A 16248-nucleotide genomic window follows, 5' to 3' on the forward strand; every position below is an offset into this window, starting at 1 on the left:
TTATTGCTTCACCTTGCGCAGAAAATCCGCCAGCGATCGCTCCGCGCTTTCGCTAAAACGCCTCTGCGTGAGCGTAATATTCAGACACCTGTCGAGCCGGAAGCAACGGTAGTCATCACGCCGTTCACACCACGCGGCCAGCAGCCAGTGTTCTCCCCAAAAGAACAGCCCCAGCGGCTGAATGTCGCGCCACGTCAGATGCCCGGCTTCATCACGATAATGCAGCGCCAGTACGCACTGGGCAGAAATAGCCTGATGAATAACATCAAAGTCGCTACGCGAATGCGGCTGAAGCGCAATATCCGGCGCATATATCCGCGTCTGCTCCGCCTTACGTCGGCTCTCCTCGGGCAGGATCGCCAGTACCTTCTCCTGCGCCGACTCAAGCTCACGCGAGAGCGAGTCGCCGCCCCAGGTTTTCAGCAGACGGATGGCGACCATCAACGCTTCAGATTCTTTATTCGTCAGCATCAGCGGAGGTAAGTCAAAACCCGACATCAGCCGATAGCCGCTTCCCGCCTCCCCTTCCACCGGCACGCCGGAAAGCGACAGGTCGCGGATATCACGGTATACGGTCCGTTCCGATACGCTCAACCTGTCCGCCAGATGCGCTGCCGTTGTCAGACGCCTGCCTCTCAGGATCTGCACAATCTGAAACAAACGGTCAGCGCGTCGGGTCATATCGTATTCAGCTCTCAGGCAGGTTGATGGAGGCCGACGCGATTACCTTCGCTGTCGGTAAACAAGGCTATGGTGCCAATGCCACGCGGCAATTCCAGCGGGCCAAACACGCACTCGCCACCCGCAGACGCGATGCGATCGAGCGTTGCCGCCAGGTTGTCAGTATGCAGGTAAATAATAGCGCCCTGTACGGACGGTGTAATGCCCTCAAATTTTGCCAGCGCGCCGCCGGTGGCCGGATCGTCATGCGGGAAAACGGCTAGCTCAGCCACATCCATTTTCTCTCGTCTCAGCTGTACCTGCATCACGGGCTCATAAAATTTGATAGCGCGATCCATATCGGCGACCGGAATTTCAAACCAGTTAATCACACTTTTCATACATCCTCCTGCCTGTTGTTTGGGTTCGAAAAGAGTCTACGACAGGGCTCCTGACAGCATACTGTCAGGAGTGTTTGGCAGGAGCAGATAAAAAAAATCCCGGTCAACAGACCGGGATTTCAGGAACGAACGACACGTCGTCTTACGGCAGAATAGACGGCTGGTCCGCCCCTTCTTTCTCGACTTTCTGCTGGAGCAGGTGCTCGCGCTTCATGCCAAGTTTCAGTGCCAGTGCGGAGGCAACGTAGATAGACGAAGCCGTACCGATAGAGACACCGATCAGCATGGTCAGCGAGAAGCCTTCCAGTACCGGGCCACCGAAGAGGAACAGCATCAGGATCACCATCAAGGTGGTTCCGGATGTGATCAACGTACGGTGCAGCGTCTGGGTCAACGACACGTTAAAGATTTCGTACGGCGTACCGCGACGGATCTTACGGAAGTTTTCACGAATACGGTCAGATACCACGATACTGTCGTTCAGTGAGTAACCGATAACGGACATCAGGGATGCCACGATTGTCAGGTCAATCTCAATGTGGAACAGAGACAGTATGCCCATGGTGATCACCACGTCGTGCGCCAGGGCGATAACCACACCCGCCGCCAGTCGCCACTCAAAGCGGAAACCGACGTACACCAGAATGGAGATCAGAGCCACCAGCAGCGCCATCGCACCGGTTTGCGCCAGGTCAGCACCTACGCTTGGCCCGACGAACTCGATACGCTTAACCGTCGCATGCTGGTTGGTTGTTTCGTTAACCACGTTAACAACCTTGCTGCCCAGCTCCTGGCTGCCATTCGCATCGTGCACCGGCGGCATACGTACCATAATGTCACGGCTGCTGCCGAAGTTCTGCAGCAACGGCTCTTCAAAGCCCGCTTTCTGCAGAGACTGGCGCATCTGGTCCATATCGACCGGTTTTTCCAGGGAGATCTCAATTACCGTACCACCGGTGAAATCAAGACCCCAGTTAAAGCCTTTCACGCCCATCACGATAAGGGAGAGGATCAGCAGTAAACCTGAAATGCCGAAAGCCCAGTAGTCCCAGCGCATAAAGTCCCAGACTTTACGGCCGTGGTTCAATTGTTCAACAGTATATTCCTGTGCCACAACGCACTCCTCAGATAGACAGCTTTTTGACGCGCTTGCCGCCATACAGCAGGTTCACGATGGCACGGGTGCCGACAATAGCGGTAAACATTGACGTTGCAACACCGATACCGGTGGTGATCGCAAAGCCTTTGATAGCGCCAGTCCCCACTGCATACAGGATAAGAACCTTAATCAGTGTTGTTACGTTCGCATCGAAGATGGAGCTGAATGCCCCTTTGTAGCCTTCGTCAATCGCCTGCTGAACAGAGCGACCGTTGCTTAACTCTTCTTTGATACGTTCGTTTATCAGTACGTTGGCGTCGACCGCCACCGCAAGGGTTAAGACGATACCGGCAATCCCCGGCATGGTCAGCGTCGCCCCCGGCAGCAGAGACATGATGCCGATAATCAGCACCAGGTTCGCAACCAGTGCGCTTGTCGCAATCAGACCAAACTTCTTATAGAAGAAGATCATGAAGAGGATGGAGACCACCAGACCGGCCAGACACGCTTCCAGACCCTGCTTGATGTTTTGCATCCCCAGCGTTGGACCAATGGTACGTTCTTCAACAATCTGAATCGGTGCAATCAGCGCACCGGCACGCAGCAGCAGTGAAAGCTGACGCGCTTCGTTCGGGTTGTTGATACCAGTAATGCGGAAGCTGTTACCCAGACGAGACTGGATGTTGGCGATGTTAATCACCTCTTCCTCTTTCACCAGCACCGCGCGGCCGTTTGCATCTTTCTTACCGCTGTCTTTGTACTCCACGAACAGGGTCGCCATCGGTTTACCGATGTTGTCCTTGGTGAAGTTAGACATGATGTTACCACCCGCGCTATCCAGCGAGATGTTAACCTGCGGCTGGTTGTATTCGTCCTGGCTGGATGTGGAGTCGGTGATGTGGTCACCGGTCAGGATCACGCGTTTGTACAGCACAACTGGCTGACCTTCGCGGGTCTGTTTCACTTCCGAATCGCCCGGAATACGGCCTGCGGCAGCAGCGGACTGATCGACGTTGGAGTTAACCAGACGGAATTCCAGCGTGGCAGTTGCCCCCAGAATCTCTTTCGCACGTGCCGTGTCCTGAATCCCCGGGAGTTCCACCACGATACGGTCAGCACCCTGACGCTGTACCAGTGGCTCAGCAACACCCAGCTGGTTTACACGGTTACGCAGAATATTGATGTTCTGCTGAACGGCGTATTCACGGGCTTCTTTCAGGCGAGCATCGGTCATCACCGCGCGCAGCTGGTTGCTGCCCTGAGAGGTGATCACGAGGTCACGGTGACGTTGAGTCAGGTAATCTACAGCCTGATCGCGCGCCGCGCTGTCGCGGAACGTGATGCTCATACCGTAGTTATCTTCTTTACGAACGGTAGTGTAAGCGATGCCTTTTTCGCGCAGATCGCTGCGCAGGCTGTCGATGTTTTGTTCCTGCAGTTTGCCGAGCGCGGTATCCATATCCACTTCCATCAGGAAGTGAACACCGCCACGCAGGTCAAGACCGAGTTTCATTGGCTCTGCATTCAACGCAGCCAGCCAACGCGGGGTTGCAGGAGCAAGGTTAAGCGCCACGACGTATTTATCACCCAGCACGCCCATCAGCACTTCGCGAGCGCGGAGCTGCGTGTCGGTGGTGTCGAAGCGAGCAAGAATTGCGCCCTCTTCCAGAGCCACAGACTTAGCGGTAATTTTTTCTTCTTGTAACGATTTCTGGACCTGGATCAGCGTTTGCTCACTGGCGGCGACACCGCGCGCGCCAGTGATTTGAACAGCCGGATCCTCACCATACAGGTTGGGAAGCGCGTACAGCAGGCCGACGAGAATCACGGCGACCAGCATGATGTACTTCCACAAAGGATAACGGTTTAACACGGCAGTTCCCTTTGGGAAAAGTTGGGATTACAGCGCCTTCATGGTGCCTTTCGGCAGAACGGCAGCTACGAAGTCACGTTTGATAACCACTTCAGTGGTGTCGTTCAGGGCAATAGCAATGTAGCCACTTTCAGCCACTTTGGTTACGCGACCGACCAGACCACCGTTGGTCAGCACTTCATCACCTTTGGCAATGGAGTCCATCAGCTTTTTGTGCTCTTTGGTACGCTTCTGCTGTGGGCGCAGGATCATGAAGTAGAAGATCAGACCGAACACAACCAGCATCAGAATCAGAGACATCGGGCTGCCCTGCGCCGGAGCACCTGTTGCCGCTACCGCATCAGAAATAAAAAAGCTCATTCAAATTCCCTCATTATTAAAATTAATCAACGTTCAAAGGTGGAACGGTTCGACCCTGACGTTGGTAAAAATCGGTCACGAAGCTCTCTAATTTACCCTCTTCAATAGCCTTGCGTAAACCAGCCATTAAGCGCTGATAATAACGAAGATTATGAATGGTATTGAGACGCGCGCCCAAAATCTCATTGCAACGATCAAGATGATGCAGGTACGCGCGAGAATAATTGCGACAGGTGTAGCAATCGCACTCGGAATCGAGCGGGCTGGTGTCACTCTTATGCTTCGCGTTACGGATTTTCACCACGCCATCGGTCACAAACAGATGACCGTTACGCGCGTTGCGGGTTGGCATAACGCAGTCGAACATATCAATGCCGCGGCGCACACCTTCAACCAGGTCCTCAGGTTTACCCACACCCATCAGGTAACGGGGTTTATCTGCCGGGATTTGTGGGCAGACATGTTCCAGAATGCGATGCATGTCTTCCTTCGGTTCACCCACAGCCAAACCGCCGACAGCGTAGCCATCAAAACCTATCTCTACCAGACCTTTAACAGAGATATCGCGTAAATCTTCGTAAACGCTGCCCTGGATAATACCGAACAGCGCATTTTTGTTCTGCAGGGAGTCAAAGCGGTCACGGCTACGCTTCGCCCAGCGCAACGACATCTCCATGGAGCGTTTCGCGTAATCCCAGTCGGCCGGGTATGGCGTACATTCGTCGAAAATCATCACGATATCAGAGCCGAGATCGTACTGAATCTCCATAGACTTTTCAGGATCGAGGAAAATCGGATCGCCGTTGATCGGGTTACGGAAGTGTACGCCCTGCTCGGTGATCTTACGGATGTCGCCCAGGCTGAAGACCTGGAAACCACCGGAGTCGGTCAGGATCGGGCCTTTCCACTGCATGAAGTCATGCAAATCGCCGTGCAGCTTCATGATCTCCTGACCAGGACGCAGCCACAGGTGGAAGGTATTGCCGAGGATAATCTGTGCGCCAGTGGCTTCCACTTCTTCCGGCGTCATCCCTTTTACGGTGCCGTAGGTGCCCACAGGCATAAACGCGGGGGTTTCCACCACGCCGCGATCAAACACCAGGCGGCCGCGACGTGCGCGACCATCGGTGGTATCGAGTTCAAATTTCATTTTTTCTCCGACGTCAGAAAAACAGTCCAACGTTGTAAAACGGTGCCGCGGACTTATTCCCCGACACGCTCATTCAAAGCCTGCGGATTGTACGTGATAAACATCGCGTCCCCGTAGCTAAAAAAGCGATATTTTTGTTCTACCGCAGACTTGTACGCCGCCATGGTGTGCTGATAACCCGCAAAAGCGGACACCAGCATAATCAGCGTTGATTCAGGCAGATGGAAGTTGGTTACCAGGGCATCAATCACGTTGTACTGATAGCCCGGGTAGATAAAGATCTGCGTATCGCCAAAGAAAGGCTCAATCAGGTCATTTTTGGCGGCCTGCGCGGCGCTCTCAAGGGAGCGTACCGACGTGGTGCCCACTGCCACAACGCGGTTACCGCGTGCTTTGGCGGCCAGAACAGCATCTACCACCTCTTGCGGCACTTCGGCATATTCGGAGTGCATGATGTGGTCTTCGATGCTGTCCACGCGCACCGGCTGGAACGTACCCGCACCGACATGCAGGGTCACGAAGGCCATCTCGATACCTTTCGCGCGCAATTTTTCCAGCAGCGGTTCATCAAAATGCAGACCCGCCGTCGGCGCGGCGACCGCGCCAGGTTTCTGGCTATAGACGGTCTGGTACAGCTCGCGGTCAGCCTCTTCGTCCGGGCGCTCGATGTAAGGGGGCAGCGGCATATGGCCGATCGCATTCAGAATGTCGAGCACCGTGCGCTCGTCATTGAACGCCACCTCAAACAGCGCATCGTGACGCGCGGTCATGGTTGCACGGATGCTCTCATCATCGCCAAGCAGCAGCTCTGCACCCGGCTTCGGCGCTTTAGAGGCGCGAATATGTGCCAGAATACGTTTATCATCAAGCATACGTTCGACCAGCACTTCAATCTTGCCGCCGCTGGCTTTACGGCCAAACAGACGCGCCGGGATCACGCGGGTATTGTTAAAGACCAGCAGATCGCCAGGGTTGAGCTTGTCGAGCAAATCGGTGAAAGTACCGTGCGTCAGCTCGCCCGTCGGCCCATCCAGTGACAGCAAACGACAGCTACTGCGCTCAGGCATTGGGTAGTGAGCAATCTGGGATTCAGGTAGTTCAAAGGAGAAATCGGCGACGCGCATGACGTATACTCGTGACTTAAAAACAGGCGGCATAGTCTAGTGCTCACACCCTTTTGCTGCAACAACTAGCCGCCCCTGGACAAATAAAACGCATGAATTTTCTCGCTCACCTGCATCTTGCTCATCTCGCTGACAGCTCTCTTTCCGGCAATCTGCTGGCCGATTTCGTGCGCGGTAATCCCGCCGACGCGTACTCCGCAGAGGTTGTCGACGGGATTTTTATGCATCGCCGTATCGACGTACTGACCGATAACCTGCCGGAAGTCCAGGAAGCCAAAGCGTGGTTCCGCCCTGAAACGCGGCGCGTCGCACCGATCACGCTCGATGTAATGTGGGACCATTTCCTCTCGCGGCACTGGGAAACACTCTCTCCTGAGATGCCCCTAAACGCGTTCGTGCGCTATGCCCACCAGCAGGTGTCCATTATTTTGCCGGATTCGCCGCCGCGCTTTGTGAATCTGAATAACTATCTCTGGTCAGAACGCTGGCTTGAGCGCTATCGCGAGATGGACTTTATACAGAATGTGTTAAACGGGATGGCGAGTCGCCGACCGCGACTCGACGCGCTACGCGACTCCTGGCATGACCTGGATGCCCACTACGAGGCGCTGGAGACGCGGTTCTGGCAGTTCTACCCGCGTATGATGACCCAGGCGAAAAACAAACAGCTATAACAGAAATGCCATTGATAGGTGAAAGCTTGCTGAACGATTGTTAGCGCCTCTTTGTCTTATCAATGAACACTCTCTATACTGGGCGGCGTTGCGTTCCAAATAACCTTAGTATCTACAGGAGAATCACATGGTTCTGGTAACTCGTCCGGCTCCGGATTTTACAGCTGCAGCAGTTCTGGGCAACGGTGAAATCGTTGAAAACTTCAACTTCAAACAGCACACCAACGGTAAAGCGACCGTTCTGTTCTTCTGGCCAATGGACTTCACTTTCGTTTGCCCGTCTGAGCTGATCGCATTCGACAAACGTTACGAAGAATTCCAGAAGCGTGGCGTAGAAGTTGTAGGCGTCTCCTTCGACTCTGAATTTGTACACAACGCATGGCGTAACACCCCTGTCGACAAAGGCGGCATCGGTGCGGTGAAATACGCAATGGTTGCGGACATCAAACGCGAAATCCAGCAGGCTTACGGTATCGAACATCCGGACGCTGGCGTTGCACTGCGCGGTTCTTTCCTGATCGACGCAAACGGCATCGTTCGTCACCAGGTTGTTAACGATCTGCCACTGGGTCGTAACATCGACGAAATGCTGCGCATGGTTGACGCGCTGCAGTTCCACGAAGAGCACGGTGAAGTGTGCCCGGCTCAGTGGGAAAAAGGTAAAGAAGGTATGAACGCGTCTCCGGACGGCGTTGCTAAATACCTGTCTGAGAACGTATCCAGCCTGTAATCGGCACGGTTTACGGAAAAGGCCCGCATCTGCGGGCCTTTTTGTTTTGTACGATCTCACTCTTCACACGTTAAAACGCGAAGCACGAACACCCCAGCACGCCCCAGAATGCCTGGTCATCAGATACCGGGATATCCGATTGCCGCGCAATGCCGTGCGCATGGCCATGCACCCCGCAGCTACCAATGCACTGGTGCATCTGTACCACCGCCCCCACTTTGCTGGCTGCAGGCGGCGCAGAGCGGTAATGCCCCGGGACTTTCACGACCGGTGACCACGACGGCACAACCGGGATCGGCGGCGGTGACAGCGGACTGAAATGACCGGCTGCATACACGACCTTGCCATCCACAACGGTCAGCACCGATTCAATGCCCTTGATCTCCTCTTCCGTCACGCTGAAGTAATCTTTCGACAGCACCACCAGATCCGCAAGCTGCCCTTCAACCAGACGGCCTTTTTTACCCTGCTCGCTGGAAAACCACGCGCTGCCTGCGGTCCACAGCTCCAGCGCTACCTCACGCGGCAGGCGGTTATTGTCGTCATACATCGCCAGGCCGCCGACGGTTCGCCCGGAGACCAGCCAGTAGAGCGCCGTCCACGGGTTATAGCTCGCCACACGGGTTGCGTCGGTTCCTAACCCAACCGGCACGTCCAGTTCCAGCATTTTCGCCACCGGCGGCGTGTGTTTTACCGCCTCTTTGCCGTAGCGGTCGACGAAATATTCGCCCTGGAACGCCATACGGTGCTGCACCGCAATACCGCCCCCCAACGCTTTGACGCGCTCGATATTACGTTCGGTAATGGTCTCCGCATGGTCAAAGAACCAGTGCAGGCCGTTAAACGGAATCTCACGGTTCACCTTCTCAAAGACATCCAGCATCCGGCTGATGGATTCGTCATAGGTGGCATGCAGCCGGAACGGCCAGCGGTTTTCCACCAGGTGGCGCACCACGCGTTCCAGCTCGTCTTCCATCCCTTGCGGCAGATCCGGGCGCGGCTGGAGGAAATCTTCAAAATCCGCCGCCGAGAAGACCAGCATCTCTCCTGCCCCGTTCGCACGATAAAAGTCTGTGCCCTGCCCCGGTTTGAGCATATCGGTCCAGCGCTCAAAATCCTCCAGCTCCTGTTTAGGGCGCTGGGTGAAGAGGTTGTAGGCAATACGCACCGTCATCTGCTCTTTGGCGTGCAGTTCGGCAATCACCTCGTAATCTTCCGGGTAGTTCTGGAAGCCGCCGCCGGCATCAATGGCGCTGGTCAGCCCCAGACGGTTAAGCTCACGCATAAACTGGCGCGTGGAGTTAACCTGCTGCTCAATGGGGAGTTTCGGTCCTTTTGCCAGCGTGGCGTAGAGGATCATCGCGTTAGGTTTAGCGATCAGCAGCCCGGTCGGGTTGCCGTGGTTATCACGCACAATCTCCCCGCCCGGCGGGTTTGGCGTCTCTTTGGTGTAGCCGACAGCTTTCAACGCGGCGCGGTTAAGCAGGGCGCGATCGTAGAGGTGCAGGACAAACACCGGCGTATCCGGTGCCGCCTCGTTAAGCTCTTCGATGGTCGGCATCCGACGTTCGGCGAACTGAAACTCACTCCAGCCGCCCACCACCCGAACCCACTGAGGTGAAGGTGTACGATCGGCCTGATCTTTCAACATCCTCAGCGCATCCGCCAGCGACGGTACGCCTTCCCAGCGCAGCTCGAGGTTGTAGTTCAGCCCGCCGCGGATCAGGTGCAGGTGCGAATCGTTAAGCCCGGGGATCACCGTACTCCCCTTCAGATCGACAATCTGCGTTCCCTGAGTCGCATAGCTCATTATGCGATCGTGGTTACCCGTCGCCAGGATCTTGCCGTTAGCAATAGCCACCGCTTCCGTGAGCGGGTTTTCGCGATCGAGGGTATGGATCTTACCTTTGGTTAAGATCAGTGTGGCAGTTTGAGACATAACGTACTCCTTTCAGCCGAATCAGGCTTTTTTGAGCCATCCAGCAAACAGACGGGTCACGATGGGCATCCACAGCCAGACCACCAGCGCGACCACACAGGCATCGTTAATCAGATGCAGCAACAACGTACCTTTCAGGCCAGGAAGCAACGCACCGGTCACCAGCGGCACCAGGTTGGTACTGGGGAAGATAACCAGCAGGGTAATGAGAAACTGTTTCCACTGTTTAGGCTTACGCACGTGAGGCTCCGGTGGGGTAAACCAAAACGCCGCCTCGGTACGCACTTCGGTTTTATCGCCTTCCGCCAGCAGCGGTTCAATCTCTTTTACCAGCGCATTACGGGTATCGGACTGGGTCCATGCAGAGAGGTGTTCGAGGGTGTCGAAACGGATTATCACCGTCCACAGATGTTGTCCGTCGGTCGGGCGGATGACGTTCGCGCCAAGATGCCCCGGAAATTCCGCCGCGATGGGCATGATCTTACCCAGCCACTGTTCGTATCGCTCAGCCTGACCCGGCAGCAAGGTGTGGGTGATCACCAGCGTGACATGCGATGTGTGCGCCATAATAGTTTCCTGGTCATTAATGGGCGGGAGAACCCCGCCCTGGAAGGTTTACGCTTTGCGTTCTGGCGCACCGTGAACGAGGGTGTAGGCATAGTCAACGCCCATGCCATAAGCACCGCTGTGCTCACGGACCAGGTCCATGACCGCGTCGTAAGTGCCTTTGCGAGACCAGTCGCGCTGATACTCAAGCAGCACCTGCTGCCAGGTCACAGGAACCGCGCCCGCTTGAACCATACGGTCAATCGCACGTTCATGGGCATCTACGGAGGTACCGCCGGAAGTATCGGTCACTACATAAACTTCAAACCCTTCATCCAGAGCCATCAGCGCCGGGAAGGTCAGGCAAACTTCGGTCCACAGGGCTGAGATGATAAGTTTCTTGCGGCCCGTTGCTTTCACTGCCGCAACAAACGCATCGTCTTCCCAGGAGTTCATAGAGGTACGTTCAATCGGTTTAACCGCCGGGTGAACCGCCAGCAGTTCTGGCCAGATGTATCCGCTAAAGCTTTTTGTTTCGACAGAGGTGTAGATAACCGGAACATCAAAAATTTTGCCTGCTTTTGCCAGAGCCACCGTATTATTCTTTAATAACTGACGGTCAATATTTGCCACGCCAAAAGACATTTGCGGTTGGTGATCGATAAAAATCAGTACGGAATTGGACGGGTCAATCAGTTCACGAATAGACATAAAAGTACCTTTTAATCAATGTGTTAAAAGCCAACGTTTTGGTGTGCTATATGAGAAAGGGCCCTGACTGATAAAGCAATTTGAGTATAGCGAGAATTGATTGAGCGGATAGTAAAGATATTTGTCCCCTCTGTTGAAATTAACCGAACAACTTAGGGGAATTTTCAGCAACCGGGAAATAAACCGGTTGCTGATGACGATTAATTTCCGAACCAGACGGAGGCGGAAATGGCCGGTAAGGAGAGAATGCCTTCCTGAATCGTGCCTTTACCCTCTTTGCGTTGCCACGCCTTCACGTGCAGCAACGGAGAGTCATCCAGCACCACTTCACAGGCTTCTCCGCGGTTGATGGCGACCAGCACGCGTTGCTGGTTGTAGACGCGGGCAAACACCACCACGTTATCGTGGGCATACACCACCTGACAGCCACCGTAACGCAGCGCCTGGTTCTGTTTACGAAGCTTAGCCAGACGCTGGTACAGGCTGAGCAGCGCCTTGTCCTGCTTCGCCGGATCCCAGGGGAAGGTTTTGCGGCAGAAGGGATCGTTGTTCCCCTCCAGCCCCACCTCATCACCGTAGTAAATGCACGGCACGCCTGGCCAGGTGAAGAGCCAGGTAACGGCCAGCGGCAGGCGCGCCACATCCTTGCCAAGCAGGGATTTAAAACGTGCGGTATCGTGGCTGTCCAGCTGGTTAAACATCCGCAACTGCTGCTGATGCGACAGGCTGGCGCGGTAGTTATCCATCCATGCCATACAGGTTTCGGCGTCGATATGCTGCGGATCGTAGGAGATATCGGTGTTCGCCAGAAATCCCCATAGCGGGAAGGTAAAACCGCGGTAGTTCATGGCCGAATCTTCTGCATCGGCTTGCAACCACTGGCGTGCATCGCCAAAATGCTCGCCAAAGACAAAGGCCTCCGGCTGCGCGGCTTTCGCTGAGCGGGTGATACCTGCAACGTGCTGAAGGTTATTCCGCGCTCCGCCCGCTTCACCCAGCATATGCACCACGTCAAGACGCCAGCCGTCCATATTCCATGGTGCCTTAAGCCAGTGGCGGACAACGCTGTCTTCACCGCCGTAGATTTCGTTGACCAGAGAAGGCGACTGGAAATCCAGCTTCGGCAGGCTTGGGTAGCCCAGCCAGTCCAGCGCGTAGCCCTCTTCATTAAAGCTGTACCAGTCACGCTGCGGCGAATCCGGGTTATGGCATGCCCCGCTCATCGACTGGTTATGACGGTCAAACCACGCGTGCGAATCCCCGCTGTGGTTGAACACGCCGTCCAGAATCAGGCGTATCCCTTCGTTTTTAGTGTTCTGTCGCAGGCGCAGCAGCGCGGCATCGCCGCCAAACTGCTCATCAACATGACGATAATCTTCGGTGTCGTATTTATGCACGCTCGGCGCTTTAAACACCGGGTTAAGGTACAGCGCCGTCACGCCCAGTTTTTTCAGGTACGGGAGTTTTTCGCTGATCCCGTCGAGATCGCCGCCGTAAAACGTCGAGCCACCCGCCTGCGCGGTCAGCGGTTCATCCCATGCTTTGAGGATAATGTCGTGACCTGCTGCGTGGTGGTAATAAACCTTGTCCTGGTCTGCAGTGCGCTTTTCGCTGCGGGCAAAGCGGTCCGGGAAAATCTGGTAAAACACCTGATCGTTAACCCATTGCGGGCCATTGTCCGGGTAATCGACGGCAAATTGCTCCAGCCGGGCCGGCGGAAAACGGCTAAACCCCTGCGGGGTAAACCACAGCTGGCGGTTATTCCACAGCAGTTTAAAACTGTAGCGACGACGCGGCTGTCCACGGGTTAAATCGATGTTTGCCCGCCACGCCGTGATCCCGGGCTGCGGCTGGCTGCGCTGCTTATGCATTTTCAGCGCGGTCTCTTCGTTATCAATTTCGGCGCGTAGCGTCACGCGTTCAGGCTGATTTTCCCCCGCCAGCCAGAGCGTAATCACAAGGTTGTCTTTGTTTTGCTTAACAAATGGGGCAACCGGAAGGTGCCAGGCGTTTAACATCACGAATCCCCTTTGATGAAATTGACGTCACCTTGCCACAGGGTGGTTAAGGTTAGCTCATCATGACGAGGTTTATTGAGGGAGGAGGACGGGGGAGGAGGCATCCGGGTGAGCGGATGCCTCCTTCCAGTCCCTCTGCGGGGAGAGGGACGATTACTGTGCCTGCGCCAGCTGACGGTCGCGGCGGCATTTAAACATCCAGCCCAGCAGCAGCAGGACGATCCACGCGCAGCCCACGTAAAGGGAGATACGGGTATCCGGATGATAGCCAATCAGGGCGATGATAAAGACCAGGAAGACCAGACCGACAGCGGTTGTCACCACCCCACCCGGCACTTTGAACTTCAGCGCTTTCGCCTCTTCCGGTGACAGACGGCGACGGAACGCAATCTGCGACAACAGGATCATGATCCACACCCACACGGTCGCGAAGGTCGCCAGCGACGCAATCACCAGGAACACATTCTCCGGCATGATGTAGTTCAGGTAGACCGACAGCAGCAGGGCTACGGTCATCACCATTACCGTCACCCACGGCGTGCCGCGACGAGAGGTTTTGGCAAACACCTTAGGCGCACTGCCCTGCTCCGCCATTCCGTGCAGCATGCGGCCCACGCCAAAGACGTCACTGTTGATTGCCGAAAGCGAGGCGGTCAGCACCACAAAGTTCAGGATGCTGGCGGCAAACGCGATGCCCATATGCTGGAAGGTCAGCACAAACGGGCTGCCGTTAGTGCCCACCTGGTTCCACGGGTAGATGGACATAATGACGAACAGCGTCCCCACATAGAACACCAGAATACGCATTGGCACTGAGTTGATGGCGCGCGGAATGGATTTCTCCGGGTCTTTTGCTTCCCCGGCGGTAATGCCGATAATCTCGATCCCGCCGTAGGCAAACATGACCATCTGCAGCGACATCACCATGCCGAGCCAGCCGTTGCTGAAGAAGCCGCCGTTGCTCCAGAGGTTATGGATCCCCGTTGGCTGACCGCCGTTGCCGATACCCCAGATGATGATCCCAAAGCCCGCGATAATCATGATGATAATGGTGGCAACTTTGAAGAAGGAGAACCAGAACTCCAGTTCACCAAACACCTTCACGCTCATCAGGTTGACGGCACAGATGATCAGGACCACGCTCAGCACCCAGATCCAGTGCGGAACCGCGGGGAACCAGACGCCCATGTAGATGCCAAAGGCGGTAACGTCGGCAATAGCCACAATCAGAATTTCGAAGCAGTAGGTCCATCCGGTGATGAAGCCCGCCAGCGGGCCTAAGTTTTCTTGCGCATAGCGCGAGAACGAACTGGCAGACGGATTGTGAACCGACATCTCCCCGAGGGCGCGCATGATGATATACGCGGCCACGCCACCGATGATGTAGGCCAGCAGAACGCTGGGACCGGCCATTTTAATGGCATCTGCCGAGCCATAAAAAAGACCGGTACCGATAGCGGATCCCAGCGCCATAAAGCGAATGTGGCGGGTGCTGAGTCCACGTTTGAGTTTGTTAGTGCTTTCCATTTAAATCTTGCCATTCAACTCGAAAAAAACAAAAAACCACGGGGCCTTAAGCCCCGTGGTTAAACAGTTTGTTGCCGTTGATTAATGGGCGTTCGATGCGACCTGACGCCCTGCAGCACGATCCCAGATAATGGCCAGAACCAGTGCAACAACGGTAGGCATCAACCAGGCCAGGCCTTGCTCGGACAGCGGCAGACGCTGTGTCCAGGCTGGCAGTATTTGCGCAAAGGCGGATGCTTTAATCCCGTCAAGGATACCAAAAATCAGGCTGATAAACATGGCTGGCGCAATAATTCGCGACGAGTTGTTCCACCACGGGCGGGTGAAGCTCAGCACCACCAGCACGATACACGGCGGATAGATGGCCGTCAGCACCGGGATAGAGACCTGAATCAGGTGGCTCAGACCGAGGTTTGACACCGCCATGGAGAAGATGCCCAGGATAAAGACCAGCGTGCGGTAAGAGAGCGGCAGATACTGAGCAAAGAACTCAGCGCAGGCGCAGGTCAGCCCCACGGCGGTGACAAGGCACGCCAGGAAAATCAGTACCGCCAGCAGCAGGCTACCCGCACCACCAAAGGTGTGCTGTACGTAAGCATGGAGGATCGCCGCGCCGTTGGCATTTTGATCGACCAGTATGGCGCTATCTGAGCCCAGGCGGAACAGCGCCAGGTACAGCAGCGTCAGCCCCACACCGGCCATCAGGCCAGCCCAGATGGTGTAGCGAGTCAGCAGACGCGCTTCGGTTACGCCGCGGGAACGTGCGGCATTCACGATAACAATACCAAACACCATTGCGCCCAGCGTATCCATCGTCAGGTAGCCGTTCACAAAGCCGTTGGAGAACGCGGCGTTTTTATAGGCGTCCATCGCATCGCTAATCGGGCCTGCGGGCCAGACAATGGCCGCAACCGCCAGCACAATCAGCGCCACGATTTTCAGCGGAGCCAGGAAGTTACCCACGGTATCCAGCAGCTTGCCCGGATAGAGGGAAACCAGAATCACAATCGCGAAGTAGATCAGGCTGTAGATAAACAGCGGCATCGCGCCATCGCCAGTGAGCGGGGCAATCCCCACTTCGAAGGATACGGTCGCGGTACGCGGGGTCGCAAACAGCGGGCCAACGGCCAGATAGCAGACGGTCGCCAGCAGAATGCCGGCCACTTTGCCAATCGGGGTACTGAGGCTATCAACGCCACCACCGACTTTCGCCAGCGCGACGACGGTCAGTACCGGCAGACCCACAGCAGTAATCAGGAAACCAAACGCAGCGGTCCAGACGTGTTCACCCGCCTGTAAGCCAACCATTGGAGGGAAAATGATGTTGCCTGCGCCAACGAACAGCGCAAATGTCATAAAGCCCAGCGCGATGATGTCACGCGATTTTAAGTGATGGGTCATAAAACCTTACTGCCTGTGGATGTGGTGTTGAAAAC

General features: G+C 55.5%; 15 protein-coding genes. 2 read left to right on the forward strand and 13 right to left on the reverse strand.

What is annotated here, in order from left to right:
- From AM410_RS02080 to queA, 7 genes are all read right to left on the reverse strand, one after another.
- Positions 1-681 carry a helix-turn-helix transcriptional regulator gene (locus tag AM410_RS02080; protein WP_014168847.1) on the reverse strand — a complete coding sequence of 227 codons (681 nt, stop codon included), beginning with the start codon at positions 679-681 and terminating at the stop codon, positions 1-3.
- A gap of 14 nt (positions 682-695) precedes the next feature.
- Positions 696-1061 carry a VOC family protein gene (locus tag AM410_RS02085; protein WP_020885224.1) on the reverse strand — a complete coding sequence of 122 codons (366 nt, stop codon included), beginning with the start codon at positions 1059-1061 and terminating at the stop codon, positions 696-698.
- Positions 1062-1203: 142 nt separating this feature from the next.
- Positions 1204-2175, reverse strand: a complete 972-nt coding sequence (gene secF / locus AM410_RS02090) for a protein translocase subunit SecF (protein ID WP_020885225.1) — start codon at positions 2173-2175, stop codon at positions 1204-1206.
- Positions 2176-2185: 10 nt separating this feature from the next.
- The gene (secD, locus tag AM410_RS02095) at positions 2186-4033 is read right to left on the reverse strand and encodes a protein translocase subunit SecD (RefSeq protein ID WP_014168844.1); all 1848 of its coding nucleotides are present in this window, start codon (positions 4031-4033) and stop codon (positions 2186-2188) included.
- Positions 4034-4060: 27 nt separating this feature from the next.
- Positions 4061-4393 carry a preprotein translocase subunit YajC gene (yajC, locus tag AM410_RS02100; protein WP_000007630.1) on the reverse strand — a complete coding sequence of 111 codons (333 nt, stop codon included), beginning with the start codon at positions 4391-4393 and terminating at the stop codon, positions 4061-4063.
- A gap of 22 nt (positions 4394-4415) precedes the next feature.
- Positions 4416-5543 (reverse strand): tRNA guanosine(34) transglycosylase Tgt, encoded by a 1128-nt coding sequence (gene tgt / locus AM410_RS02105; protein ID WP_020885227.1) that lies wholly within the window; start codon positions 5541-5543, stop codon positions 4416-4418.
- Positions 5544-5596: 53 nt separating this feature from the next.
- Positions 5597-6667 carry a tRNA preQ1(34) S-adenosylmethionine ribosyltransferase-isomerase QueA gene (queA, locus tag AM410_RS02110; protein WP_108647469.1) on the reverse strand — a complete coding sequence of 357 codons (1071 nt, stop codon included), beginning with the start codon at positions 6665-6667 and terminating at the stop codon, positions 5597-5599.
- A 92-nt stretch (positions 6668-6759) separates the two neighbouring features.
- Here queA and acpH point away from each other — a divergent pair, with 92 nt between their 5' ends.
- Both acpH and AM410_RS02120 read left to right on the forward strand, forming a co-directional pair.
- Positions 6760-7341 (forward strand): ACP phosphodiesterase, encoded by a 582-nt coding sequence (gene acpH / locus AM410_RS02115; RefSeq protein ID WP_025204983.1) that lies wholly within the window; start codon positions 6760-6762, stop codon positions 7339-7341.
- A gap of 127 nt (positions 7342-7468) precedes the next feature.
- Positions 7469-8071, forward strand: coding sequence for a peroxiredoxin (locus tag AM410_RS02120; RefSeq protein ID WP_014168840.1), 603 nt, complete (start codon positions 7469-7471; stop codon positions 8069-8071).
- A 70-nt stretch (positions 8072-8141) separates the two neighbouring features.
- On the opposite strand, the gene AM410_RS02125 is transcribed toward AM410_RS02120, so the two are convergent.
- From AM410_RS02125 to brnQ, 6 genes are all read right to left on the reverse strand, one after another.
- Positions 8142-10010 (reverse strand): amidohydrolase, encoded by a 1869-nt coding sequence (locus AM410_RS02125; protein ID WP_014168839.1) that lies wholly within the window; start codon positions 10008-10010, stop codon positions 8142-8144.
- Positions 10011-10031: 21 nt separating this feature from the next.
- Positions 10032-10577, reverse strand: coding sequence for an antibiotic biosynthesis monooxygenase (locus tag AM410_RS02130; protein WP_014168838.1), 546 nt, complete (start codon positions 10575-10577; stop codon positions 10032-10034).
- A 48-nt stretch (positions 10578-10625) separates the two neighbouring features.
- Positions 10626-11267, reverse strand: a complete 642-nt coding sequence (locus AM410_RS02135; RefSeq protein WP_014168837.1) for a hydrolase — start codon at positions 11265-11267, stop codon at positions 10626-10628.
- A gap of 200 nt (positions 11268-11467) precedes the next feature.
- Positions 11468-13285 (reverse strand): maltodextrin glucosidase, encoded by a 1818-nt coding sequence (gene malZ / locus AM410_RS02140; protein WP_073395605.1) that lies wholly within the window; start codon positions 13283-13285, stop codon positions 11468-11470.
- 153 nt (positions 13286-13438) lie between these two features.
- Positions 13439-14812: a proline-specific permease ProY gene (gene proY, locus AM410_RS02145; RefSeq protein WP_014168835.1), complete on the reverse strand. Its 1374-nt coding sequence runs from the start codon at positions 14810-14812 to the stop codon at positions 13439-13441.
- An 81-nt stretch (positions 14813-14893) separates the two neighbouring features.
- On the reverse strand, positions 14894-16213 hold the full coding sequence (gene brnQ, locus AM410_RS02150) for a branched-chain amino acid transporter carrier protein BrnQ (RefSeq protein WP_014168834.1): 1320 nt from the start codon (positions 16211-16213) through the stop codon (positions 14894-14896).
- Positions 16214-16248: the final 35 nt, after the last annotated feature.

Source organism: Enterobacter cloacae complex sp. FDA-CDC-AR_0164, assembly GCF_003071645.1.
Lineage (GTDB): Bacteria > Pseudomonadota > Gammaproteobacteria > Enterobacterales > Enterobacteriaceae > Enterobacter > Enterobacter ludwigii.